This window comes from Halomonas pelophila (assembly GCF_040196315.1).
Taxonomy (GTDB): domain Bacteria; phylum Pseudomonadota; class Gammaproteobacteria; order Pseudomonadales; family Halomonadaceae; genus Halomonas; species Halomonas pelophila.
The window spans coordinates 1-21,973 of the sequence record NZ_JBEGCI010000001.1; the positions used below are offsets into that span (position 1 = coordinate 1).

The 21,973-nt window shown below is 70.1% G+C and carries 20 protein-coding genes and 1 other RNA gene; 10 read left to right on the top strand and 11 right to left on the bottom strand.

The window, feature by feature from the left end:
• On the top strand, positions 1-439 hold a 439-nt coding region (locus tag ABE957_RS00005; protein ID WP_349756587.1), incomplete at its 5' end, for a transposase.
• Positions 440-598: 159 nt separating this feature from the next.
• Positions 599-1,906 (top strand): S41 family peptidase, encoded by a 1,308-nt coding sequence (locus tag ABE957_RS00010; RefSeq protein ID WP_349756588.1) that lies wholly within the window; start codon positions 599-601, stop codon positions 1,904-1,906.
• Here ABE957_RS00010 and ABE957_RS00015 read toward each other — a convergent pair.
• From ABE957_RS00015 to ABE957_RS00030, 4 genes are all read right to left on the bottom strand, one after another.
• Positions 1,884-3,167 carry a UbiH/UbiF/VisC/COQ6 family ubiquinone biosynthesis hydroxylase gene (locus ABE957_RS00015; protein WP_349756589.1) on the bottom strand — a complete coding sequence of 428 codons (1,284 nt, stop codon included), beginning with the start codon at positions 3,165-3,167 and terminating at the stop codon, positions 1,884-1,886. The genes ABE957_RS00010 and ABE957_RS00015 overlap by 23 nt on opposite strands.
• Before the next feature lie 64 nt (positions 3,168-3,231).
• Entirely contained in the window at positions 3,232-4,476 is a 1,245-nt protein-coding gene (gene ubiH, locus ABE957_RS00020) for a 2-octaprenyl-6-methoxyphenyl hydroxylase (RefSeq protein WP_349756590.1), read from the bottom strand.
• Positions 4,477-4,541: 65 nt separating this feature from the next.
• Positions 4,542-5,879: a Xaa-Pro aminopeptidase gene (gene pepP, locus ABE957_RS00025; protein ID WP_349756591.1), complete on the bottom strand. Its 1,338-nt coding sequence runs from the start codon at positions 5,877-5,879 to the stop codon at positions 4,542-4,544.
• Between the two features lie 34 nt (positions 5,880-5,913).
• On the bottom strand, positions 5,914-6,492 hold the full coding sequence (locus tag ABE957_RS00030; protein WP_349756592.1) for a UPF0149 family protein: 579 nt from the start codon (positions 6,490-6,492) through the stop codon (positions 5,914-5,916).
• Between the two features lie 160 nt (positions 6,493-6,652).
• On the opposite strand from ABE957_RS00030, the gene ABE957_RS00035 reads away from it, so the two are divergent.
• From ABE957_RS00035 to ABE957_RS00045, 3 genes are all read left to right on the top strand, one after another.
• Complete coding sequence (locus tag ABE957_RS00035) at positions 6,653-6,952, top strand: cell division protein ZapA (RefSeq protein ID WP_349756593.1); 300 nt, start codon at positions 6,653-6,655, stop codon at positions 6,950-6,952.
• Positions 6,953-7,005: 53 nt separating this feature from the next.
• Positions 7,006-7,189: non-coding RNA, 6S RNA (ssrS, locus tag ABE957_RS00040), on the top strand.
• Between the two features lie 9 nt (positions 7,190-7,198).
• Complete coding sequence (locus ABE957_RS00045) at positions 7,199-7,831, top strand: 5-formyltetrahydrofolate cyclo-ligase (protein ID WP_349756594.1); 633 nt, start codon at positions 7,199-7,201, stop codon at positions 7,829-7,831.
• 509 nt (positions 7,832-8,340) lie between these two features.
• Here the strand turns inward: ABE957_RS00045 and ilvA are convergent.
• Positions 8,341-9,855, bottom strand: coding sequence for a threonine ammonia-lyase, biosynthetic (gene ilvA / locus ABE957_RS00050; RefSeq protein WP_349756595.1), 1,515 nt, complete (start codon positions 9,853-9,855; stop codon positions 8,341-8,343).
• Positions 9,856-10,008: 153 nt separating this feature from the next.
• Between ilvA and rpiA the strand changes: the two genes are divergently transcribed.
• A complete protein-coding gene (rpiA, locus tag ABE957_RS00055; protein WP_349756597.1) occupies positions 10,009-10,683 on the top strand; it encodes a ribose-5-phosphate isomerase RpiA in 675 nt (224 codons plus the stop codon).
• Between the two features lie 39 nt (positions 10,684-10,722).
• On the opposite strand, the gene waaA is transcribed toward rpiA, so the two are convergent.
• Genes waaA through ABE957_RS00070 form a run of 3 tightly spaced genes read right to left on the bottom strand, consistent with a single transcriptional unit; the run spans position 10,723 to position 14,541 of the window.
• Positions 10,723-12,024 carry a lipid IV(A) 3-deoxy-D-manno-octulosonic acid transferase gene (waaA, locus tag ABE957_RS00060; RefSeq protein WP_349756598.1) on the bottom strand — a complete coding sequence of 434 codons (1,302 nt, stop codon included), beginning with the start codon at positions 12,022-12,024 and terminating at the stop codon, positions 10,723-10,725.
• Positions 12,024-13,454, bottom strand: a complete 1,431-nt coding sequence (gene hldE, locus ABE957_RS00065) for a bifunctional D-glycero-beta-D-manno-heptose-7-phosphate kinase/D-glycero-beta-D-manno-heptose 1-phosphate adenylyltransferase HldE (RefSeq protein WP_349756599.1) — start codon at positions 13,452-13,454, stop codon at positions 12,024-12,026. Before hldE ends, waaA begins: the two co-directional genes overlap by 1 nt.
• Entirely contained in the window at positions 13,444-14,541 is a 1,098-nt protein-coding gene (locus ABE957_RS00070) for a glycosyltransferase family 9 protein (RefSeq protein WP_349756600.1), read from the bottom strand. The genes hldE and ABE957_RS00070 overlap by 11 nt, the downstream gene beginning before the upstream one ends.
• On the opposite strand from ABE957_RS00070, the gene ABE957_RS00075 reads away from it, so the two are divergent.
• Positions 14,540-15,265 carry a 3-deoxy-D-manno-octulosonic acid kinase gene (locus ABE957_RS00075; RefSeq protein ID WP_349756601.1) on the top strand — a complete coding sequence of 242 codons (726 nt, stop codon included), beginning with the start codon at positions 14,540-14,542 and terminating at the stop codon, positions 15,263-15,265. The genes ABE957_RS00070 and ABE957_RS00075 overlap by 2 nt on opposite strands.
• Here ABE957_RS00075 and ABE957_RS00080 read toward each other — a convergent pair.
• Positions 15,247-16,374, bottom strand: coding sequence for a glycosyltransferase family 4 protein (locus ABE957_RS00080; RefSeq protein WP_349756602.1), 1,128 nt, complete (start codon positions 16,372-16,374; stop codon positions 15,247-15,249). The two genes, ABE957_RS00075 and ABE957_RS00080, sit on opposite strands and share 19 nt — an antisense overlap.
• A gap of 44 nt (positions 16,375-16,418) precedes the next feature.
• Here ABE957_RS00080 and ABE957_RS00085 point away from each other — a divergent pair, with 44 nt between their 5' ends.
• Genes ABE957_RS00085 through ABE957_RS00095 form a run of 3 tightly spaced genes read left to right on the top strand, consistent with a single transcriptional unit; the run spans position 16,419 to position 19,901 of the window.
• On the top strand, positions 16,419-17,516 hold the full coding sequence (locus tag ABE957_RS00085) for a glycosyltransferase family 9 protein (protein ID WP_349756603.1): 1,098 nt from the start codon (positions 16,419-16,421) through the stop codon (positions 17,514-17,516).
• A complete protein-coding gene (locus ABE957_RS00090; RefSeq protein WP_349756604.1) occupies positions 17,513-18,286 on the top strand; it encodes a glycosyltransferase family 2 protein in 774 nt (257 codons plus the stop codon). The genes ABE957_RS00085 and ABE957_RS00090 overlap by 4 nt, the downstream gene beginning before the upstream one ends.
• Positions 18,279-19,901: a sulfatase-like hydrolase/transferase gene (locus ABE957_RS00095; RefSeq protein WP_349756935.1), complete on the top strand. Its 1,623-nt coding sequence runs from the start codon at positions 18,279-18,281 to the stop codon at positions 19,899-19,901. Before ABE957_RS00090 ends, ABE957_RS00095 begins: the two co-directional genes overlap by 8 nt.
• A gap of 50 nt (positions 19,902-19,951) precedes the next feature.
• On the opposite strand, the gene waaF is transcribed toward ABE957_RS00095, so the two are convergent.
• Together waaF and rfaD are read right to left on the bottom strand one after the other, a co-directional pair.
• Positions 19,952-20,989, bottom strand: a complete 1,038-nt coding sequence (waaF, locus tag ABE957_RS00100) for a lipopolysaccharide heptosyltransferase II (RefSeq protein WP_349756605.1) — start codon at positions 20,987-20,989, stop codon at positions 19,952-19,954.
• A complete protein-coding gene (gene rfaD, locus ABE957_RS00105; protein WP_349756606.1) occupies positions 20,982-21,938 on the bottom strand; it encodes an ADP-glyceromanno-heptose 6-epimerase in 957 nt (318 codons plus the stop codon). The genes waaF and rfaD overlap by 8 nt, the downstream gene beginning before the upstream one ends.
• Positions 21,939-21,973: the final 35 nt, after the last annotated feature.

Sequence of the window (21,973 nt, forward strand, 5' to 3'; positions counted from 1 at the left end):
CCTCCAGCAGGCGATAGAGGAGCACCTCGACCAACACGATCATCTGAAGCGTGACCGTCGGTTACTGGCCAGCATCCCCGGGATCGGTCCCTTGCTGTCCACTCGGCTGGTGGCTGCCCTGCGAAGCAGAGCGTTCAAGAGCGCTCGGCAGGCAGCAGCCTTCGTAGGCCTGGTACCCATGCACCACGCTTCAGGTCACTCGGTCGAGAAGAAGCCGCGCCTCACGAAGATGGGTAGCGCCAAATTGCGGCAGCAGCTCTACATGGGGGCTGTGGTGGCCCTACGGCACAACCCGGACATTGAAGCGCAGTACGCGAGATTACTCAGAGCGGGCAAGCCGACGATGACAGCCTTGGGGGCCGCCATGCGCAAATTGGTGCATATCGCTTTCGGCGTCTTGAAGTCACAAACCGAATATCGGCCACAACCAACTCAATGAGGGTTGCGGCCGGTCAGGAGAGACGGTATCTCCTCTTCGGCTTGTCCCCAGCGCCCCTTGATTCCCGTAACGGCGATAGCCCTGCGAACCCAGGCTATTCCATCGACGCCGGGGCGCGGGCTATGCTGGGCCGCCCGCCCCGCAACCGCGAGAGTCTGCATGCCCCTACGTCCCGCCGCCCTGCCTACCGTGTCGCGCCGCCTGGTGTCGGTGCTGCTGCCGATCGCCCTGCTGGCCATCGCGCCGCTGCCCGCCGCCGCCCAGAGCGCGCCGGAGACGGACGATGACCTGCCGGTGGCCGAGATCCAGGCCTTCGCCGAGGTGTTCGAACGCATCAAGCGCGCCTACGTGGAGGAGGTCGAGGACGAGGACCTGCTGCGCAACGCCATGCGCGGCATGCTCAGCGAGCTCGATCCCCACTCCGCCTACCTGGACAGCGAGGAGTTCGAGAGCCTGCGCGAATCCACCCAGGGCGAGTTCGGCGGCGTGGGCATCGAGGTGGGCATGGAAGACGGCCAGCTGACGGTGATCACCCCCATCGACGACACCCCGGCCTTCCGTGCCGGCCTGCAGTCACGCGACCGGATCCTGCGCATCGACGACACCCCCACTGACCGGCTCTCGCTGCAGGAGGCGGTCAACCTGATGCGCGGCGAGCCTGGCACCCAGCTGCGGCTGACCATCCTCCACCAGAACGCCAACGCGCCGCTGGAGGTCACCCTGACCCGCGAGATCATCCGCACCCGGAGCGTCAAGCACGAGCTGCTGGAGGACGGCTACGGCTACCTGCGCGTCAGCCAGTTCCAGAGCCGCACCGGGGAGCAGGTCGACGAGGCCCTGGAAAGCCTGGAGGGCGACGGGCCCCTCCAGGGCCTGGTGCTCGACCTGCGCAACAACCCCGGCGGGGTGCTGCAGGCGGCGGTGGACGTCGCCGACGCCTTCCTCGACAGCGGCCTGATCGTCTACACCGAGGGGCGCCTGGCCGACAGCGCGATGCGCTTCTCCGCGGGTCGCGAGACCGCGGCACCCGAGGTGCCGCTGGTGGTGCTGATCAATGGCGGCAGCGCCTCGGCGGCGGAGATCGTCGCCGGCGCCCTGCAGGACCAGCGCCGCGGCGTGGTGATGGGCACCCAGAGCTTCGGCAAGGGCTCGGTGCAGCAGATCATGTCGCTGGGCAACGACGAGGGGCTCAAGCTGACCACGGCGCTCTACTTCACCCCCGACGGCCGCTCGATCCAGGCCCAGGGCATCGAGCCCGACGTGGAGGTGATCCGCGGCCGCCTGGAGGTCGCCGAGGGCAATAGCCTGGACGTGCGCGAGGCGGATCTCCAGGGCCACCTGGGCGCCTCGGGAGATCCGCAGGAACGCAGCGAGATGAGCCAGCGACTGCGCGAGGACTACCAGCTCGGCGAGGCCCTGAACCTGCTCAAGGCCCTCGACGTGCTCAGCCGGCGTCGCGCCGGCTGAGCGGGCGACAGGCGGCGGGCAGCCGGCCGCGATGGCCGGTGGCCTGCTGCATCAGCAGCCGCTTGAGCGGCCCGAGCCGATCCACCCCGGAGAGCCCCAGGTTGCGCGCCAGGGTCAGGGCCGGATGGCGCGCCCCGAACAGCAGGCGAAAGCCGTCCATCAGCGCCAGCATGGCGGCGTTGTCGCCGCGGCGCCGCCGGGCATAGCGGGCCAGCACGTGCGCATCGCCGGGCGCGAGTCCCCGCCGGCGCCCCTCGACCACCTCCTCGGCCAGCACCGCGGCATCCATCAGCCCCAGATTCACCCCCTGGCCCGCCAGGGGGTGAATGCTGTGCGCCGCATCGCCCACCAGGGCGAAACCCGGGCGCACGTAGTGCTCGGCGTGGCGCTGAATGAGCGGCACCGCCAGCGCCCGGTCGACCACCGTCACCTCCCCGAGGCGATGCTCGATGGCCGCGCCCAGCGCCTGACCCAGCGCCTCCGGGGAGAGCGCCGTCAGGCGCGCGGCCTCCTCCGGCGTCGTCGACCAGACGATGGAGCAGTGGCGAGCATCGCCCTCGACGCAGAGCGGCAGGAAGGCCAGCGGCCCCGTCGACAGGAAGACCTGACGCGCCACGCCGCCGTGGTCGCGCGCCGTGCGCACCGTGGTGACCACCGCCACCTGGCCGGTATCGCGCTCGCTGGCAGCGATGCCGGCTAGCTCACGCAGCGGCGAACGGGCGCCGTCCGCGGCCACGATCAGCGGGGCCTGGAGCCGCTCGCCGTCCTCCAGCACCACCGTGCGCTGCTGGCCATCGCCCTCGATCTCGGTCTGGAGCTCGGCCACCCGGGCGCCGAAGCGCACGGCCACCGAGGGCAGCTCGGCCAGGCGCGCCTCCAGGGCCGCCAGGGTCACGTCGTTCTCGACGATGTGACCGAGCAGGGGCACCCCGGCCTGTTCCGCGGAGAAGTTCACCTCCCCGCTGCCCTCGCCGTCCCACACCTGCATGAAGCGATAGGGACTGACGCGGCGAGCGGCCATCGCCGGCCAGGCGCCCAGCCCTTCCAGCAACCGCCGGGACACCGGCGTCAGGGCGCTGACCCGCATGGAGGGCGCCCCTGTGCCCGCGGCCTGCCCGTCGAGCGGCACCTCGCGAGCGTCCAGCAGGGCCACCGAGAGCCCGGCCTGGCCCAGCAGGCAGGCCAGGGTCGCGCCCACCATGCCGCCGCCGACGACGATCGCCTCGAAAGGTCCCGTCGCGGATTGCGGTTCTGCGCTCATGGCGTCTTCTCCTCATGCTGGCCCGGATGGCCGTGACGTCTGTTCATCGTGCTCGTTTCTTCCTCTATCGTTCCAGGCCCATGGCCCGCCGCGCCAGGGTGCGGCGTAGCGGCCCCACCAGGTTCAGCCCGACGAGACCCGCCGCCCGCGCATGGGAGAGCAGCGGGTGGTCGAGGCCGAACAGCCGGATCAGGCCGTCGCTGAAGCGGATAACGTCCTGGCGATCGCCCTCGCGACGCGCCTCGAAGTCCTGCAGCACCACCGCGCTCCCCGGCGCCTCGCCGCGTTCGTCGCCGGCCTCGATGGCCGCCACCAGGTCCATCACCCCGCGCAGCGCCAGGTTGAAGCCCTGACCGGCCACCGGGTGCAGCGAGTGGGCGGCGTTGCCGAGCACGGCCAGCCCCGGGCGCACCGTCTCCCGCGCCGTGACCAGTGAGAGCGGGTAGGCGTGGCGGCGCCCGACCCGGCGGAAATGCCCGGCGCGGTCGCCGAAGGCGCGCTGCAGCTCGGCCAGGAAGTCGCCATCACAGAGCGCCAGGCGCCGCGCCTCCTCGCCGCGCGCGTGGGTCCAGACCAGCTCCATGGCCTGCCCGGGGAGGGGCAGCAGGGCGATGGGCCCCTCGGCGGTGAAGCGCTCATAGGCGATGCCGTCATGGGGGCGGCTGACCTCGACGCTGGCGATCAGCGCCACCTGGTCGTAAGGCCGTTCGCGGCTTTCGATGCCCAGCCGCTCCTTGAGCCCCGAGCGCCCGCCGTCGGCGAGCACCGTCAGGCCCGCCTGCAGCTCGCCGCCGTCGGAAAGCCGCAGCCGATGCCCCTCGGCGACGGGCTCGATCGCCTCTACGCTCGCCGGGCAGTGCCAGTCCACCGGCAGCTCGTCCAACCGGCCGTGCAGGACGCGGCCCATCCAGGCGTTGGGGACCACGTGACCCAGCGCCTCGACGCCCAGCTCCGCGGCGCGCAGCCGGGTCACGCCCAGCCGGCCCCGCTCGCTGACGTGGATGGTGCGGATCGGAGCCGCCTGGTCGGCCATCATCGCCCAGACGCCCAGGCGCTCGAAGTGCCGAGCCGAGCCGCAGGCGATGGCGCTGGCCCTCGCATCGAAGCTCGGCTGCCAGGGCTCGGCCAGCTGGCGATCCAGCGGCGCCGCCTCGATCACCGCGACCCTGAGCCCCGTCCGCTCGACCCGGGAGGCCAGGGCACAGCCCAGGCTGGCCCCCACCAGGCCGCCGCCGATGATGGCGATATCGACCCGCTCGCCCTTTTTGTCCTCTACACCCTCTACCCGCGCTTCCCGCGTCGACGTCATGCTCACCGCCTCTTTATTTCATAACGTACATTACATAAAGGAACTACTTCCCTCTCGCCGACTGATCACTCGGTGATCATCAAGGCCTCGATATCGGCCACCCGCTTGGGCACGGCCGAGGTCAGCACCTCGCTCCCCTCGGGGGTGACCACCACATCGTCCTCGATGCGAATGCCGATTCCCCGAAAGGCCTCGGGCAGGTCATCATCGGCGGGCACGTAGAGCCCGGGCTCCACGGTGAGCACCATGCCGGGGCAGAGGGGGCGAGACTCACCCTCGCGGCGATAGGCGCCGACGTCGTGCACGTCGAGGCCCAGCCAGTGGGAGGTCGAGTGCAGATAGAAGCGTCGGTAGCTGCCGTCGTCGATGCGCGCCTGGACGTCACCGGCCAGCAGCCCCAACTCGACGAGCCCGGCGGTGAGGTCGTGCACCACGCCCGCGTGGATCGTCGCCAGGGTGGCACCCGGGCGCACCGCCGCGATGGCGCGTTCCTGGGCCGCCAGCACCACCTCGTAGAGGGCCCGCTGGGCCGCCGTGAAGCGACCGTTCACCGGGAAGGTACGGGTGATGTCACCGGCATAGAGGTCGAACTCGGCGCCGGCGTCGATCAGCACCAGCTCGCCGTCCCGCAGGGGAGCGTGATTCTCGATGTAGTGCAGCACACAGGCATGGCGGCCGCCACCGACGATGCTGGCGTAGGCCGGCCCGCTGCCGCCCTGCCAGCGAAACTCGTGCTCGAGCTCCGCCTGCAGCTGGTACTCCGAGAGCCCCGGGCGACAGGCTCGCATGGCGCGCGCGTGGGCCCGGGCGGAGATCTCCCCGGCGTGGCGCATCAGCGCGAGCTCCGCCGCGCTCTTGATCAGGCGCTGCTCGTGGATCAGCCCGCTGACATCGGCGAAGGCGGCCGGGGCCTGCGCCCCACGGCGAGCGAGTGCCGTCAGCTCGCCACGCACCTCCTCGGCGAGCGCCAGGGCGTCGGCATCGTCCAGCGGCAGGTAGAGCACCTCGCGGCCCTCCAGCAGCGTAGCCAGGCGCTCGTCGCGTTCGGCATTCTCGAAGGCCTGATCGAGACCGTGGTCGCGCACCGCGCCCTCGGCGCCCAGGCGCATGCCGGTCCAGATCTCCAGCGCCGGGTCGCGATCCTGGCAGAACAGCACGCTCTCACCGGCCTCGCGGCCGGGCAGCAGCACCAGCAGCGCCTCCGGCTCGGGGAAGCCGGTCAGATAGTGGAAGTCGCTGTCCTGGCGGAAGCCAAACTCGCTGTCACGCGAGCGGGTGACCAGCGCGGCGCCGGGCAGCAGCACGGCGCTACCAGCGGGCAGCTGGGCCATCAGGGCGCCGCGCCTCGCGCGGTATTCGTCATGGGTGATCGGCGCGGGGCGGGGCAGGCTCACGGGAGGCATCGCGGCTCCTGGGTAGAAAGGTGAGGCCATCGGCTCAGTGATGGGTCGGTTCGTCGACCTGCTCGACCTGGGGCTTGCCGGGATGCTGCTCGGTGTAGAGCAGCATGGCGGCCATGCGCGCATGCTCGGTGAGGGCGAAGAGGTCGTTCTCGTTCTCGGCGCTGTCCTCGAGGTCGGTCTCGATGGAGGTCAGGCCCGCCAGGTCCTCCAGGGCCTCGCGCAGGGCCGGCGACCAGTCGCGTCGCGGGGCGTCGCCGGCATCGGCCACCACCTCGAGAAAGCCCAGGGTCCACTCCTGCAGGCCCTGGGCCCGCTCGGCCAGCGAGAACAGCTCGTCGGGCAGCAGTGGCTCGAGGTTGAGCTCGGCCGCCGACAGTGCCTCGAGGGCCTGGCGCCGCCAGCCCAGCAGGCGCTCGGCGCTGGCTTCGTCGCGGGGCTGCTCGACGCCCAGGCTCAGGCAGACTTCCTCCAGCCAGGCCTCGGGGGTGATGTCGTGCAGGGCGAGGGAGGCGCAGAGGCGACCGTCGAGGAAGGCCGGCGACTGCATGCTGCCGTGCAGCAGGAAGGTGTCGGCGATGGTCGAGAAGTCCTGGCGCTCATTGATCAGTGACATGGCAAGTTCCGCTGGTGGAGCCGGCGGGCGCGTTGACCGCCCGCGAACGGCTCTCTTATAGTGACTGGGTTTCGCTTCAGGCCTTGATGTTAACGCATCGACCCTGCATGACGCGCACCCGCTGCGCCCCCTCTGCCACTGGCCCTTGCCGGAGCCTGCCATGACCGAGCCGACACGGCCGACCACCGAGATCACCCTCCTGGAGCGCTCCTACTCCATCGCCTGCCCGCCGGAGGAACAGGACAAGCTCGAGCGGGCCGCCCGCTACCTGGACCGCGCCATGCAGGGCATCCACGCCCAGGGCCGGGTGGTCGACCGCGAGAGGATCGCCATCATGGCGGCCCTCAACATCGCCCATGAACTGCTCGAGACCCTCGACGACCAGCGCGTCGGCGAAGAGAACCTCAACGCGCTCACCGCCCGCCTCGAGAAGGCGCTGGACGCCGTCCCCACCCGCTGAGCCGAGACGCAATCGCCCCTTTGGCCCGGCCCCGGCCTCTGGTAGGATAAAGGGGTTCCCTGGGGTGTTGGCCAGTCGTTATAGTCCCTCGAGCCTATGCGCAGTACCCAGGGGGCCAATGCTAGCCGAACCCGTGTGCACGTCCGTGCGTCGGAAAGCCTGACGGTTCGGCTGCGGCCACCCACCTTGAACCACTGGGTTCAAGGGCCAGAACGACAGCGGCACTCTGGGGAACTCTGATCCGACATGACCACCATGCAGGATACCGCCGCACCCACCCCGTCCGACGATGATCGTCGCCGGCTGAGACGCGAACTGCGTCATCGCCGACGCGAGCTGTCACCCCGACAGCGCCGCGAGGCCTCCGAACGACTCTGCCGGCGCCTTCGCCGCCTCCCCGAGCTCCAGCGCGCCCGCCGCGTGGCCCTCTATCTGCCCAACGACGGCGAGATCGACCCGACCCGCCTGATCGACTGGCTCGAGCGCCGCGGCTGCCGTGTCTACCTGCCGGTCCTGAAGCCGCTCTGTGACAACCAGCTGTGGTTCGTCCACTACCATGCCGGCACGCCCATGGTGGCCAACCGCTACGGCATCCCCGAACCCGAGACCCGCCATGGGGCGCACCGCGCCCGGCGCACGCCGACCTGGGCGCTGGACCTGATCCTGCTGCCCCTGGTGGGCTTCGACGAGCAGGGACAGCGCATCGGCATGGGCGGGGGCTTCTACGACCGCACCCTGGCCTTCACCCGGCGCCCGGGACCGCGTCCGCGGCTGATCGGCCTGGCCCATGACTGTCAACGGGTGGCGCGCCTGCCCGCGGCGCCCTGGGACGTGCCGCTGGACGCCATCGTCAGCGATGCCCGCCTGATTCGCCCCTGATACGGCCACCAGGGCCACTCGCCGCACTCGCCAGGGTCAGAAACGACGACGGCCGATGCATTCGCATCGGCCGTCATCATGAGGCGGGGTCGGGCAGGGCGAGGGCCGCCGTCCTGCACGGGCTCAGCCCCCCGCCAGCGCCTGGGCATAGCCGGTGGCCACGATCCCGATGCCGAAGACCAGCACCAGTGCCATGACCAGATCGGGCTTGCGCTTCATTGTGATGGACTCCATGGGAGACAGGGACCGCGTGGGTCCGATGTAAAGAGAATAACGGCGTCACCACGGCGGCGATGACACCGCGATGACTATAGAGCCTCGTGCTTACGCATGACAACCGGCATTCTCAGTACGTTACATATCTAAACACTTGCGTGACCGAGACTGCAGGGTGAGTCAGCGCTTACTCTAGGTTCTTTTCCGAAACCCTTTCTCGAAGCCCATTCTCGGGTCCCTTATGCCAAGTCCTCTTGCTAAGCCCTCTGAAGGCCTCCGCGGCGACTCGCCCCTCAGGCCATGAACAGGCGGTAAGCCGGGTTGTCACTCTCCTTCCAGTAGCGATAGCCGATCTCATCGAAGTAGCCCTCGACGTGACTGCGATCACCGTTGGGCACCTGCATGCCGACCAACACCCGGCCATAGGCCGCGCCGTGGTTGCGGTAGTGGAACAGCGAGATGTTCCAGTCCTGGGGCAGGTGGGTGAGGAAGTTCATCAGCGCGCCGGGGCGCTCCGGGAACTCAAAGCGATAGACCTCTTCCTCGAAGTGCTCCTTGGGGCGGCCGCCGCCCAGGTGGCGGATGTGCAGCTTGGCCAGCTCGTTGTCGGTCAGATCCTCCACCGGGTACCCGGCGTCGCGGAGCCGGTCGATGACCGCCTGGCGGTCCTCGCCGCCGGGCTTCACCTGCACGCCGACGAAGATGTGGGCCTGCTCGGGCTCCGCATAGCGGTAGTTGAACTCGGTGACCATGCGCTTGCCGATGGTGCGGCAGAACTTCTTGAAGCTGCCCGGCTTCTCGGGGATGGTCACGGCGAGGATCGCCTCGCGCTGCTCGCCAAGCTCGGTGCGCTCGGCGATGTGCTGCAGCCGATCGAAGTTGGTGTTGGCCCCGGAGTTGATGCAGACCAGGGTCTCGTTCTCGGCACCGGTCTGCTGGATGTACTTCTTCAGTCCGGCCAGCGACAGCGCCCCGGAGGTCTCGGAGACCGCGCGGGTGTCCTCGAAGATGTCCTTCACCGCGGCACACATCTCGTCGGTGTTGACGGTGATGACGTCATCCACCAGGCCGCGCATCACGGCGAAGGGCGCCTCGCCGATCTGCGCCACGGCGACGCCCTCGGCGAACACCCCGACCTGGTCCAGCACCACGCGCTCGCCCGCCGCCAGCGCCGCCTTGAGGCAGGCGCTGTCCTCGGACTCCACGCCGATCACCTTGATCTCGGGGCGCAGGTACTTGATGTAGGCCGCCATGCCGGCGATCAGGCCGCCGCCGCCGACCGGCACGAAGATGGCGTCGATGGGGCCACTGTGCTGGCGCAGGATCTCCACGGCGATGGTGCCCTGGCCGGCGATGACGTCGAGGTCGTCGAAGGGCGGGATGTAGGTGTAGCCGTGCTCGGCGATCAGCTCCTGGGCATGCGCCGCCGCCTCGGCGAAGGCATCGCCCTTGAGCACCACCTTGGCGCCCCGGGCCCGCACCGCGGCGACCTTGATCTCCGGGGTGATGCGCGGCATGACGATCACCGCCTTGACGCCCATCAGCTTCGCCGCCATGGCCAGGCCCTGGGCATGGTTGCCCGCCGAGGCGGCGATCACGCCCTTGGCCTTCTGCGCCTCGTCGAGCTGGGCCATCTTGTTGTAGGCGCCGCGAATCTTGAAGGAGTAGACCGGCTGGAGGTCTTCGCGCTTGATCAGGATCTGGTTGTTGAAGCGACGGGAAAGGAAGGGGGCCGGCGAGATGGGGGTTTCCCGGGCGGCCTCGTAGACCCGGGCCTGGAGAATCTTCTTGACGGTAGCTTCGAGCATCCTGATATCCCAGAAGTGACGCGAGGGGCACCGTGACCGGCGCCGCGAGGAACCCTTATTGGTAGCATTCCCGCGACCGCGGCGTCCAGCATCCATCGGCGCCATGGCCTATAATGGCGCCGCATTTGCCCCTCATCAGACAGCGAGCACGACATGACCCAGGACGAACTCAAGGACGCCGTGGCCGCCGCCGCCATCGACGAGATCCGCCCGAACCTCGGGAACGATATCGTCATCGGCGTCGGCACCGGCTCCACCGCGAATCGCTTCATCGACCGGCTGGCCGAGCTGCGCGGCGACTTCCGCGGTGCAGTGGCGAGCTCCGAGGCCAGCGCCAAGCGCCTGCGCGGCCACGGCATCGATCTCTTCGAGCTCAACGAGGTGGGCACCTTGCCCGTCTATGTCGACGGTGCCGACGAAGTGAATGCTCACCTTCACATGATCAAGGGCGGCGGCGCGGCCCTGACCCGCGAGAAGATCGTCGCCGCCTGCGCCGAGCGCTTCATCTGCATCGCCGACGCCTCGAAGCAGGTCGCCACGCTGGGCGATTTCCCGCTGCCGGTCGAGGTGATCCCCATGGCGCGCTCCTACGTGGCTCGCGAGCTGGTCAAGCTGGGCGCCGACCCGGTCTACCGCCAGGGCGTGATCACCGACAACGGCAACCAGATCCTCGACTGCTACGAGTTCATGATCGAGGATCCGATCGCCATTGAGGCGCGGATCAATGCCATCGTCGGGGTGGTCACCAATGGGCTCTTCGCCGCCCGGGGCGCGGACCTGCTGCTGCTCGGCGGCGAGCAGGGCGTGGAGCGACTGATGCCCGCCTGACGTTCGAGGGGGCAGGGAGAAGGGGGGCGGAGTGAACGCCTACTCCGCCGGTAGAAGCCTTTCCAGGCCGACCAGAGTGCCCTCGAGGGCGCCGCGATTGGCCGCCACCACGCCGCGCCCGGCCTCGGCCAGGCGCCGGCGCTCGGGTTCGTCGTCGAAGAGTCGCCCCAGGGCCTCGCTCAGCGCCTCGCCATCGGCCACCTCGATCAGCGCCTCGGCCTCGCGCATCACCTCGGCCACATCGAGGAAGTTGGCAAGCTCAGGCCCGGTGAGCACCGGCACGCCCAGCGCCGCCGGCTCCAACAGGTTGTGGCCGCCGATGGGCACCAGGCTGCCGCCCACGAAGGCCAGATCCGCCGCGCCGTAGAGCGCCAGCAGTTCGCCCATGGTGTCGCCGAGATAGACGGCCGTGTCATCGCCGGGCCATTCGCCGCGGGAGCGACGCGACACCGAAAGACCCGCCCGGGCACTGAGCTCGGCCACGGCCTCGAAGCGCCGGGGATGGCGCGGCACCAGCACCAGCAGCGCCCCGGGAAGATGCGTCCTCAGCCGCGCGTGGGCCGCCAGCAGCTGCTCGTCCTCCCCGGGATGGGTGGAACCGGCGACCCAGACGGGCCGGCGCCCCAGACGGGCACGCAAGCGCTCACTCACCTCGCGGGTCTCGTCATCGACGGCGAGGTCGAACTTCAGGCTGCCCACCACCTCGCTGCACTCGGCGGGCATGCCCAGGGCGTGGAAGCGCTCGGCATCCGCCGCGGACTTGGCCGCCAGCCAGCGCACATGGCTCAGGGCGTCGCGCATCAGCGGCCCCAGGCGGCGATAGCCGCGGAAGGCGCCGGGCGAGAGCCGGCCGTTGACCACCGCCACCGGCACCGCGGCCCGGTCGCAGGCGGCCAGCAGGTTGGGCCACAGCTCGGTCTCGAAGAAGATCGCCAGCGCCGGACGCAGCCGGTCGACGAAGCGACGCGCGGCGCCGGGGAAGTCCAGCGGCACGAAGTGATGACTCACTTCGCCTGCAGTCCTTTCTTTACCTGGGCTGCCTGCCAGCGCCAGCACCCGCTCGGCGCCGGTGGCGGTCATGGTGGTGACCACTAGGCGGTAGTCGGGCCAGCGCTCGCCCAGCGCCGCGATCAACGGACGGGCGGCCTGCACCTCCCCTACCGAGGCGCAGTGCAGCCAGATGACCCTCTCTTCCCCGCGGGTGGGCGGAATGAGTCCCAGCCGCTCGCGGCGAGGGCGGCCGGAGAGCTGCTCGCGCCAGACGCGTTTCCAGATCAGCGGGGCGAGCAGGTAGAGGGCCACCGTGTAGGCGCGGCGGGCCCAGGCGAGAGAGCGCCCCATCAGGTCTCGCGATCGAGGATGGTGGAGATCATCGCGGTGGTGGAGACGCCGTCCTCGAAGCCCAGCACCCTCACCTCGCCGCCGGCCTCGCGCACGGCGGCGCCGCCGGCGATCTCCTCGGGCCGGTAGTCGCCGCCCTTGACCAGCACGTCCGGCAACACTGTCTCGATCAGCCGCTGGGGGGTGTTCTCGCCGAAGGGCACCACCCAATCGACGGCGCCGAGGCCGGCCAGCACCTGCATGCGCCGCGCCAGGGGATTGATCGGGCGCTTGGGACCCTTGAGACGACCGATGGAGGCGTCGTCGTTGACCGCCACCACCAGACGGTCGCCGAGCCGGCGCGCCTGCTCCAGGTAGGCGACGTGGCCGGCATGCAGGATGTCGAAGCAGCCATTGGTCATAACCACCCGTTCGCCGCGGGCCTGGGCGGCGCGCACCGCCTCGACCAGGGGCGCCTCTTCGATGACGCCGAACTCGGCCAGCTTGTCGCCGTGCAGGGCGGTGTAGAGCTCGGCGATGGAGAGGGTCGCGGTGCCGGGCTTGGCCACCACCAGGCCGGCGGCCAGGTTGGCCAGGGTCATCGCCTCGGCGAAGCCGTGCCCGGCGGCGAGCGCCAGGCCCAGCACGCCGATCACGGTGTCGCCGGCGCCGGTGACGTCGTAGACCTCGCGGGCCCGGGTCGGCAGGTGCAGCGGCTCATGATCCTCACGAATCAGCGTCATGCCCTTCTCGCTGCGGGTGATCAGCAGCGCCTCCAGCTCGAGCTCGGCGCGCAGGGTCTCGCCCTTGGCGGCAAGCTCGGCGTCGTCGCGGCAGTGGCCCATGACCGCCTCGAACTCGCCGAGGTTGGGCGTGATCACGCTGGCCCCGCGGTAGCGGCCAAAGTCGCTGCCCTTGGGGTCGACCAGCACCCGCTTTCCGGCGCCGCGGATCATGCGGATCAGTTCCTCGACGCGATTCAGGGTGCCCTTGCCGTAGTCGGAGAGGATCACCAGGTCACAGCCGGGCAGGGCCGCCTCGACCTGCGCCAGCAGCCCCGAGGTATCCACCTCGCCGAGCCCCTCCTCGAAGTCCAGGCGGATCAGCTGCTGGTTGCGGCTCATCACGCGCAGCTTGGTAATGGTCGGAATGCCGGGGCTGCGCGCGAAGCGAGTGCTCACTCCGACATCTTCGAGCCGGGTCACCAGCCGGTCGGCGTTGTCGTCGTCTCCCACCAGGCCGGCCAGGGCGGCATGGGCCCCAAGGGAGGCGATATTGAGGGCCACGTTGGCGGCGCCGCCTGGACGGTCCTCGGACTCGTCGACCCTGACCACCGGCACCGGGGCCTCCGGCGAGATACGCGAGGTGCCGCCATGCCAGTAGCGGTCGAGCATCACATCACCCACTACCAGCAGGCGGGAATGCTCCAGGGCGGTCAGGTCAAGCTTCATCGGGGGACTCCGTCTCGATGGGGGACTCGGGGTGGGTCAGCAGTGCCTCGAGGCGATCGATCACGTCCTCGGCACGAATCAGCGACATGGCATCGGGATGGCGGACCCGCTGGCCCCAGGGCAGCGTCTCGGGATCCTTGTGCAGGTAGGTGCGCACGGCGTCCGGGTAGCGGTCGACCACGAACTCCCGCCACCGATAGGGGCCCGCCCGATCGGGATTGGTGGTGGCGTAGAGCCCGACCACCGGGGCGCCCAGGGCGTTGGCCATGTGCACCGGCCCCGAATCCGGGGCGATCACCGCCCGGGCGCCCCGGATCAGGGCCAGCAGGCCCTTGAGCGAGGTCTCGCCGATGACGTCGATCACCACCTCGTCGGGGCAGAGGGCCTGGATGCGCTCGCCGAGCTCGCGCTCCTGGGTGCTGCCGCCGCCGGTCAGCACCGTCTTCAGGCCGCGCTGGCGCCAGGCGTGCTCGATCACCGCCGCATAGCCCTCGGCGGACCAGTTGCGGAAGTTGCGCAGCCGGGGATTGGCGCAGGGGCTGATCAACAGATAAGGCGCCTCGCCCGTGATGCCGCGCGCCTCCTCGACGGCGGCCTCGGGCACCGGCAGGTCCCAGCTCAGCGAGAGATCCTCGACGCCCAGCAGGCGCGCGAAGTCGAGGTAGGACTCGAGCACGTGGGCGCGGGGATGTGGTGTCAGCTGACGCTGGGTGAACCAGTGCTGCGCATCCTTGGCGCGCGCCTTGTCATAGCCCACCCGCAGGTCGGCCTTGAGGCCCAGCGAGAGCACGCTGGCGCGCAGCGCCTGCTGCATGTGCAGCAGCACATCGAAGCGCGTATCAGACAGCTGCCGCCACAGGGCCCGCATGCCCGCCAGGCCCGTCGCCTTGTCGTAGACGACGAACTCGACCCCGGAGAGGCCCGCCAGTAGACTGTGCTCGCCCTTGCCGACGATCCAGGTGATCCGCGCCGCGGGCCACTGACGCTGCAGGGCACGGACTGTCGGCACCAGGTTACAGACATCGCCCAGGGCGGAGAGTCGCAGCACGCAGATGTGCTGGGGTCGATCGGGCAGAGGATGCTTCATGCGGTTGGCAACGTATCGAGCGGGAAAGAGTTGCATTCTATATGATGCGGACAGTTTATGTGACGCCGACCGGGCGCCACAAACCGCGCCGCGGCTCACGCTCGAGGGCTTCGACCCCGCCTGGTGGCGCGACGCCGGCCGGGTTACCGGCGAGGCGCCGGGGCGCGGCGCCAGCCTCTTCCTGGACGCCGGCGAGAACCTCGAGTGGGTGCTGCGCCCCTATCGCCGCGGCGGCCTGATCGCCAGGGCGAGCGACGTCCGCTACCTCTGGACCGGCCTGGAGCGGACCCGCGCCTATCGCGAGCTGCGCCTTACTGCCCGCCTGCACGACCTCGGACTGCCGGTACCCCGCCCGGTGGCCGCCCAAGTGACCCGCCACGGCCTCAGCTACGAGGCGGCGCTTATCACCGTGCGCATTCCCGGCGCTCGCGCCCTGGCCGATCTGATCACCCGGCAGCAGGCCGATGACGCCCTGCTCGAGCGGGTCGGCGCCACCGTGCGTCGCTTCCACGACGCCGGCCTCGACCACGTCGACCTCAACGCCCGCAACCTGCTGATCGACCCCGAGGGCCGGGTCTGGCTGATCGATCTCGACCGCTGCCGGCTGCGCCGTCGCGGACGCTGGCAGGCGGCCAACCTGGCGCGCCTGCAGCGCTCCTTCGAGAAGTTCGGCGCCCCCGACGCCATGGCGGCCGTGCGTCGCGGCTACGACGCCTCGGCGTAGGCGGCCACGAGCCCCGTCACATGCTTCTCGAGGGTGAAGTCGCGCTCGACGCGCCGGCGAGCCGCCTCTCCCAGCGCCTCCCTCAGGACCGCATCGTCCGCCAGCTCGGCCAGGGCCCGGCCCCAGGCCGCGGGATCGTCGGGGGCGGCGAGACGCCCCGTGGCGGGCTCGATCAGCTCGGGAAGGGCGCCGCTATCGCTGCCGACCACCGCCTTGCCGGCCGCCATGGCCTCGATCACCGTCAGCCCGAAGGCCTCGTTGCGCGACGGCACGCAGACGATATCCATCGCCTCGAACAGTCGCGGCAGGTCGCGGCGAAAGCCGACAAAGGCGATCCGCCCCTCCAGGCCGAGCGCGCGGACCCGCTCGTGCAGCTCGGCCACGAAGGCCTCGTTACTGCCCTCGGCGGCGGTCAGCCCACCGACCAGCAGGCCCTGCCAGGCCAGGTCCGGCCGCTGCTCGGCCAGCCAGGCCAGCGCCTCGATCCATACCCGCTGCCCCTTTCCCGGGGTCAATCGCCCCGCCAGGCCGATCGCCACGGCGCCCGGCGCCACGCCGAGCTCCTCGCGCAGCGCCGACCGCTCGGCGCTCATGAGACGCGGCACGTAGGGCGCCGGGTCGATGCCCAGATAGAGCCGCTGGATGCGCTCGGCAGGCAGGGGGAAGGCCGCCAGGTTGCGCCGGCGGGTCGTCTCGCTGATGGAGAACACCCGGGTGACGCGGCCGTAGGCCCAGCGGTGGTAGGGATCCTTCTTGGGGCGGGTGACGCCCATGTGGTCGGTGAAGAAGAGCAGCAGCGACGGTCGCAAGCTCACCAGCAGGGCGCCCAGGCGCAGGTCGCTGGACTTGTGGCAGTGCAGCACGCGGATCTCGTGGGTCTTCAGGTAGGCCAGCAGCCGGCCGAGCCCCAGCAGCGCGCGGCCTCGCGAGGGCACCGTCAGCGGCGTGATGCCGGCCTCGGTGAGGCTCTCGGCCACCCGGGAGCCGGCCAGGGCCAGGCCGTGGGCCTCCCACCCCTGTCGGCTCAGCTCGGGTATAATGCGCGACGGATACATTTCCAGTCCGCCCCAGCCGTTCGAGAGGCAGATATGCAGGACCTTGCGAGACAAGGCGCTCTCCTTACTTGCGATTGCGGGGCCCGGGAGCCCGGATGATGACACTTTCTCCTGCCAGGGACGGCGGCCGCCCTCGCCTGCTGGTCGTTCGCAACGACAAGCTCGGCGACTTCATGCTGGCCTGGCCGGCGCTGGCCTGCCTCAAGGCGGCCGACCCGGCCCCGCATGTCAGCGTGCTGGTGCCGGCCTACACCGCGCCGCTGGCCCGGCAGTGCCCATGGATCGACGAGGTGCTGCTCGACCCCGGCGCAGACACCGGCCGCGAGGCGCAGCGCGAGCTGCTGAGCACCCTGCGCGCAGGCCGCTTCGATGCGCTGCTGACGCTCTTCTCCACCCCGCGCATCGGCTGGCTGGGCTGGCGAGCCGGTATCCCGCTGCGCCTGGCCCCGGCCACCAAGTGGGCGCAACTATTCTACAACCGCCGGGTCACCCAGCGCAGATCGCGCTCCGAAAAACCCGAGTACGTCTATAACATGGAGCTGGCCGAGGCCCTGCTCGACGCGCTGAGCCTCGCCGTACCGCCGCGCCCCGAGCCGCCCTACTGGCCGCTGCCGGCCGGCACCCGGGACGCCGAGCGGGCGCGACTCGTCGACGAGCTCGGCCTGGACGCCTCGTCGCCCTGGGTTTTCCTGCACCCCGGGAGCGGCGGCTCGGCGGTCAATCTCACTCTCGAGCAGTATGCGGGCCTGGTGCGCGACGTCGACGCGCGCCTCGACGCCGCCGGCGCCGCCCCGCCGCGCTGGGTGCTGACCGCGGGCCCCGGCGAGGAGGCCGCGGCTGACCGTCTTCGGCAGCGGCTCGCCGAGGCTTCGATCACCGCCCACCGGCTGCCCGCCCGTCGCGGCATCAACGACTTCGCCCGAAGCCTCTCGGCCGCCGACCTGTTCATCGCCGGCTCCACCGGCCCGCTGCACATCGCCGGCGCCCTGGACCGGCCGACGGCGGGCTTCTATCCCTCGCGCCGCTCGGCCACCCCGCTGCGCTGGGAGACCTGCAACGCCGAGGCTCATCGCCTGGCCTTCTGCCCCCCGGAAGGGGCGGATGAGCGCGACATGTCGAGCATCGACCTCAACGCCGCGGCGCGTTGCATCGCCGAGTGCCTGTTGCCCCTCACGATCCGCGAGACGACCCCATGACGCCCATCACCGGAATCATCATCACCCTCGACGAGGCACAGAACATTGCCGACTGCATCGCCTCGCTGCGACCGGTCTGCGATGAGATCATCGTCGTCGACTCGGGCAGCCGAGACGATACCGTGGCCCTCGCCGACTCGCTGGGCGCCCGAGTCATCCACCAGCCCTATCTCGGTGACGGGCCCCAGAAGGCCTTCGCCGTGCCCCAGGCGCGGCACGACTGGATCCTCGCCCTCGATGCCGACGAGCGCCTGGACGAGGATGCGGTCGCGGCGATCCGCGCGCTGCCCCTGGACGACCCGAGCCAGGCGTACCGCTTCAATCGCCGCAACTTTGCCGGGCACCACTGGATCAAGGCCGCCGGGTTCTACCCTGACCCCGTCACGCGACTCTACAACCGTACCACCTCGGGTTACCTGCCGAAGAAGGCGCACTCCTCGGTGCAGGCCCCGACCGTCGTGGATACCCACAGCCATATCCGGCACTTCACCTATCGCGACCTGTCGCACTGGATCACCCGCATCGACCAGCTCTCGAGCCGCGATGCCTGGGCGATGAAGGAGCGGGGCAAGGGCCCCTCGCGCTGGCGCCCCACCCTGCATGCCACCAGCGCCATGCTGCGCAAGCTGATTCTCAAGGGCGGACTCTTCCAGGGCGCGGACGGCATGACGGTGGCGATCACCACGGCGTTCCATGCCTACATGAAGTACGCCAAGCTGAACGAACTCCATGAGAACGAACGAGCCGACGCGCCCTCACGCCATGCTTAGGGCGGCGCGCCGACTCCATCATCCGCGCTGGTGGGCCCTGCTGGTGCTGGGCCTGTGGCTGGGCTATGCCCTGGCCATGCTGACCCGGCTGCCCACCTGGGCTTTCCCCGTCGTCACCGGTGCCTGGCTGCTCCTGGCGCGCTGGCGGCGCTGGGGGGCCCCCGCAAATCCCCGGCCGACGACCCGGGTATGGCCCTGGTCGCTCGCTCCCCTGGCCCTGTGGGGCTTCTATGTCTACCTGGCCGCCAGCTTCGGAGAGGTCGACCTCGGGGCGGTGTTCTTCCACCTCCAGGCCGGCATCTCGGAGCACGGCGGCAGCGGGCGGATCGTCTCCGCCCTCCTCCACACCCTGGGCATGCTGCTGCTGCTCGCCGCCTTCACCTGGCTGGTGCGGGTCGATCGCCGCTGGCGCACGACGGAGCGCCTGCTGGCCGTGATGCTGCTGGCCGGCAATCCCATGCTCTACGGCCTCGGCCAGCGGGGCGCCGCCATCGTCACCGATGACGGCGCCTGGCTCGATCGGCAGTACGTGGAACCGGTGATCCTCGATGCGCCCCGCTCACCGCCCAACCTGCTGCTGCTCTACCTGGAGAGCCTCGAGCGCACCTACGCCGACCCGGAGCGCTTCGGCAATGCCTACGAGCCCCTGGCGGCGCTGGGCGAGCGGGCCATGGTCGTCGAGGGCGTGCGCCAGCTCGACAACACCGGCTGGACCATGGCCGGCATGATCGCCAGCCAGTGCGGCACGCCCCTGATGCCGGCCGGCCTGCTCCACGACAGCCAGTTCGAGCCGCTCGGCCGAGTCGTGCCGGGGGTCGACTGCCTGGGTGACCTGCTCGCCGAGCGCGGCTATGCCCTCTCCTACCTGGGCGGGGCCAGTACCCGCTTCGCCGGCAAGGGCGTCTTCTACCGCGATCACGGCTTCGCGCGGGTGATGGGGCGCGAGGAGCTGGAGCCGCGGCTTCCGGATCCCGACTACGTCAACAGCTGGGGCCTCTTTGATGACACCCTCTATGACCTCACGGTCGAGGAGATACGCCGCCTGGAGCGCCAGGGCGAGCCCTGGGGGCTGGTCAACCTGAACCTCGCCGCCCACGCCCCCCACGGCTATCCCGCGCGCGCCTGCCGCGAGCGTCAGGGCGAATTCGACGGCACCGACATCCTCTATTCGGTGGAGTGCTCGGCCTGGCTGGCGCGCCGCCTGGTGGAGCGGCTCGAGGCGGAGGGGCTCTTGGAGAACACCCTGGTAGTGGTCGCCAGCGACCACCTGACCATGCGCGTCTCGGCCTGGGAGCAGCTGGTCGCGGGCGAGCGGGAGAACACCCTCATGCTGCTGGGCGAAGGCATCGAGCCGCGCCGGCTCAGGGTCGAGGCATCGACCATGGACGTCCTGCCGACGGTGCTCGAGGCCATGGGGTTCGTCATCGACTGGCACCGGGCGGGGCTCGGCGTCTCGCTGCTCTCCGACCAGCCGACGCTGATCGAGGCGCACGGGCTGGAGACCCTGAACGCCCGCCTGCGGGAAGAGACGGCCCTCCAGGAGCGGCTGTGGGAGGGCCTGGCGCCCTCGCAGCGCACCTCGGCGCCCGACGCCGTCGTCGCGCCTCGGGGCTGATCCGCCAGGCCCCGAGACGCAACTCTGACGCTCGACTCTGAGGCGCGGCCCTAGGGCGTCGCCGCCAGCACCGCCTTGAGGACACGCTCGGGGGCGAGTCGCTTCAGGCAGTCGGTGTGCCCCAGCGGACAGGTGCGCTGGAAGCAGGGCGAGCAGTCCAGGGCCAGATGATGGATCTCGGCGTTCTCGGTCAGCGGCGGCGTGTAGGCCGGCGACGAGGAGCCATAGAGCGCCTGGACGCGGGTTCCCACCGCCGCGGCCACGTGCATTAGCCCGGAGTCGTTGGTCACCACCTGTCGACAGTCACCCAGCAGGTCGACGGCATCCGCCAGCCGGGTCCTGCCGCAGAGGTTGTGGGTGTGGGGCAGCCCGTCGGCGATCACCTCGCCGGCGTCGACATCCTTGGGCCCGCCCAGCACCCGCACCTCGAACCCCTCCACCACCAGAGCCCGGGCCAGCTCGCGGAAGTGAGCGAGGGGCCACTGCTTGGCGGGGCCGTACTCGGCGCCCGGCATCATGCCGATGGCCGGGCGAGACGACAGCCCCAGCGCGACCCGCTGCTCGACCAGGTTGTCGATATCCAGGCGCAGCGAGGGCCGCGGAAGCGCGAAGTCGCCGGCCTCGGCCTCCTCGCGGGACAGGCCCAGCGCCACGAAGCGCTTGACGGTCTGATTCAGCGTCGCCTTGTCGAGGGCGCGGCGATCGTTGAGCAGACCGAAGCGCTGCTCGCCGGTGAAGCCGGTGCGCCGGGGGATGCGCGCCAGGAAGGGCACCAGCGCGGACTTCCAGGAGCGCGGCAGCACGATCGCCCGATCGAAGCGCCCCCTGAGAGAGGCGGCCAGCTGCCGACGGGTCGCCAGACCGAACTCACCGTGGCCCACCTCGAGCCCCGCGATCTCATCGACCTCGTCCATGCGCTCGAGGATCGGCCGCGACCAGCCGGGCGCCACCACGCCGATGCGACAGCCCGGGCGACGCGCCTTGAGGGTCTTGAACAGGCTCTGGGCCATGACCATGTCGCCGACCCAGGAGGGGCCCACCACCAGGAAGCGCTCCCCCGCACCGCCGAGCCCTGCGGCCTTAGCCATTCAGCCACTCCAGGTAGGCACTCACGCCCTGGGCCACGGTGCGGAACTCGCGGTCGTAGCCGGCGTTGCGCAGCCGCGAGATGTCGGCCCGCGTATAGCTCTGGTAACGGCCCTTGAGCTCGTCGGGAAAGTCGATGTACTCGATTTCGCCCTTGCCATAATGCTCGATGACCGCCTCGCCGATGGCCTTGAAGGGCTCGGCCCGGCCGGTGCCCAGGTTGAAGATGCCGGAGGCCTCGGGGTGGTCGAGGAACCACAGGTTCACATCCACCACGTCGCCCACGTAGACGAAGTCGCGACTCTGCATGCCGGCCTCGTAGCCGTCCCAGGCGCCGAACAGCTTGAGGTCATGGCCATCGCGAATCTGGGTATGGTGATGGTAGGCGACGCTGGCCATCTTGCCCTTGTGCTGCTCGCGGGGCCCGTAGACGTTGAAGTAGCGAAAGCCCACTACCTGGCTCTCGAACTCGTCGTGACGGGCCCGCACGTACTGGTCGAACAGCAGCTTGGAGTAGCCGTAGACGTTGAGCGGCTTCTCGTGCTCCGGCGCCTCATAGAACACCTCACTGCCGCCATAGGTGGCGGCCGAGGAGGCGTAGATGAAGGGGATGCCCTCGCGCTGGCAGAAGTGCAGCAGCACCTTGGAGTACTCGAAGTTGTTCTCGAGCATAAAGCGGCCGTCCCACTCGGTGGTGTCCGAGCAGGCGCCCTCGTGGAAGATCGCCTCGATGGGCGGCAGATGCGACTCCTCGCCGTTCATCGCCGCCTTCACCCGGGCCAGGAAGTCATCCTTGTCCAGGTAGTCGCCCAGCGTGCAGTCGGCCAGGTTGACGAACTTGGTGCCGTCACTGAGGTCGTCGACCACCAGGACGTCGTCGCGGCCACGGGCATTGAGCGCCTTGACCAGATTCGAGCCGATGAAGCCGGCTCCGCCTGTTACTACGATCATGGGAATCCTCTTCTCCGGGCCTGCGCCTATAACCG

Coding starts and splice junctions, on each gene's coding strand:
- ABE957_RS00010 (WP_349756588.1), top strand. CDS start 599: ATGCCCCTACGTCCCGCCGCCCTGCCTACCGTGTCGCGCCGCCTGGTG.
- ABE957_RS00015 (WP_349756589.1), bottom strand. CDS start 3,167: ATGAGCGCAGAACCGCAATCCGCGACGGGACCTTTCGAGGCGATCGTC.
- ubiH (WP_349756590.1), bottom strand. CDS start 4,476: ATGACGTCGACGCGGGAAGCGCGGGTAGAGGGTGTAGAGGACAAAAAG.
- pepP (WP_349756591.1), bottom strand. CDS start 5,879: ATGCCTCCCGTGAGCCTGCCCCGCCCCGCGCCGATCACCCATGACGAA.
- ABE957_RS00030 (WP_349756592.1), bottom strand. CDS start 6,492: ATGTCACTGATCAATGAGCGCCAGGACTTCTCGACCATCGCCGACACC.
- ABE957_RS00035 (WP_349756593.1), top strand. CDS start 6,653: ATGACCGAGCCGACACGGCCGACCACCGAGATCACCCTCCTGGAGCGC.
- ABE957_RS00045 (WP_349756594.1), top strand. CDS start 7,199: ATGACCACCATGCAGGATACCGCCGCACCCACCCCGTCCGACGATGAT.
- ilvA (WP_349756595.1), bottom strand. CDS start 9,855: ATGCTCGAAGCTACCGTCAAGAAGATTCTCCAGGCCCGGGTCTACGAG.
- rpiA (WP_349756597.1), top strand. CDS start 10,009: ATGACCCAGGACGAACTCAAGGACGCCGTGGCCGCCGCCGCCATCGAC.
- waaA (WP_349756598.1), bottom strand. CDS start 12,024: ATGGGGCGCTCTCTCGCCTGGGCCCGCCGCGCCTACACGGTGGCCCTC.
- hldE (WP_349756599.1), bottom strand. CDS start 13,454: ATGAAGCTTGACCTGACCGCCCTGGAGCATTCCCGCCTGCTGGTAGTG.
- ABE957_RS00075 (WP_349756601.1), top strand. CDS start 14,540: ATGCGGTTGGCAACGTATCGAGCGGGAAAGAGTTGCATTCTATATGAT.
- ABE957_RS00070 (WP_349756600.1), bottom strand. CDS start 14,541: ATGAAGCATCCTCTGCCCGATCGACCCCAGCACATCTGCGTGCTGCGA.
- ABE957_RS00085 (WP_349756603.1), top strand. CDS start 16,419: ATGACACTTTCTCCTGCCAGGGACGGCGGCCGCCCTCGCCTGCTGGTC.
- ABE957_RS00090 (WP_349756604.1), top strand. CDS start 17,513: ATGACGCCCATCACCGGAATCATCATCACCCTCGACGAGGCACAGAAC.
- ABE957_RS00095 (WP_349756935.1), top strand. CDS start 18,279: ATGCTTAGGGCGGCGCGCCGACTCCATCATCCGCGCTGGTGGGCCCTG.
- waaF (WP_349756605.1), bottom strand. CDS start 20,989: ATGGCTAAGGCCGCAGGGCTCGGCGGTGCGGGGGAGCGCTTCCTGGTG.
- rfaD (WP_349756606.1), bottom strand. CDS start 21,938: ATGATCGTAGTAACAGGCGGAGCCGGCTTCATCGGCTCGAATCTGGTC.